Annotated in this window: 1 protein-coding gene; it reads right to left on the minus strand. The window is 63.3% G+C overall.

Features of this window, described 5'->3' with window-relative positions:
- Positions 1 to 16: 16 nt before the first annotated feature.
- A protein-coding gene (locus SMA01S_RS24375; protein ID WP_157094128.1) for an IS630 family transposase occupies positions 17 to 959 on the minus strand; the annotation gives its coding sequence in 2 pieces (ribosomal slippage) (positions 17 to 622 and positions 624 to 959; 942 coding nt in all).
- Positions 960 to 1,053: the final 94 nt, after the last annotated feature.

The raw sequence follows: 1,053 nt of genomic DNA on the forward strand, positions 1-1,053 counted from the left end.
CTAGAGTCTGATCCATCTACGTGGAAGCGTATCCAGAGTTCCTGAGATAGTTGGCGCACTCGTGAGGTGGGAAGGCATCGAGGAGTGAGCCGATGCGGTGCCATGTTGCCTCGACGGACCGTTCGGCGGCTTTGCGCAGGAGCAGCTTGAGCTTGGCGAAGACCTGTTCGATCGGGTTGAGGTCGGGGGAGTAGGGCGGCAGGAACAGTAGCCTGGCGCCGGCCGAGCGGATCGCCTGACGGACGGCCTGGCCCTTATGGCTGCCGAGGTTGTCCATGATGACGACGTCGCCAGGGTTGAGCGTGGGCACGAGGAACTGCTCGACCCATGCGGTGAAGCTCTGGCCGTTGATCGGCCCATCGAGGACGCACGGCGCGTCGATCCGATCATGGCGGAGTGCTGCGAGGAAGGTCAGCGTGCGCCATTTGCCGAACGGGGCGCGGGCGATGAGCTTTGTTCCTCGCGGCGCCCAGCCCCGGATCGGCGTCATGTTGGTCTTCGCCCAGGTCTCATCGATGAAGACGAGGCGTCTGGGATCAAGCCGACCTTGATACTTCTTCCACTGGGCTCGCCTGCGCGCGATCTGCGGCCGCAACTGCTCGACGGCGAACAGCGTTTTTTTTGAACGTCACGCCGGCATCGCGCACGATCCGCCATACCGAACCATAGCTCGTCATCACACCGCGATCACGCAGCTCCACGACCAGCCCGCGAAGTGTCAGATCAGGGACCGCATCCAGCCGCCCCAGCAGCCACTCCCGCTCGCCCGCCAGCGAACGTTCCTGCTTGCGCCCCATCGGCCGCGATGCCGCACTCCCCGTCACCCGCAACCGCTGCGACCACTTCACCGCGCTCGCAACGCTCACTCCGAACAACCGCGCTGTCTCACGGGCCGAACGACCGCCCACAACCGACGCCGCTACACGCTCCCGAAGATCATCCGAATATGGTCTCGCCATCCATACTGGCCTCCAACCCCAGCCAGCAGGTTGAATCAGAACTCGACGCCCTTGGGAATCCCAGTTCGATTCAAATCGGATGAATCAGACTCTA

The sequence above is a fragment of the Sphingomonas mali NBRC 15500 genome (assembly GCF_001598415.1).
In the GTDB taxonomy this organism is placed as follows: domain Bacteria; phylum Pseudomonadota; class Alphaproteobacteria; order Sphingomonadales; family Sphingomonadaceae; genus Sphingomonas; species Sphingomonas mali.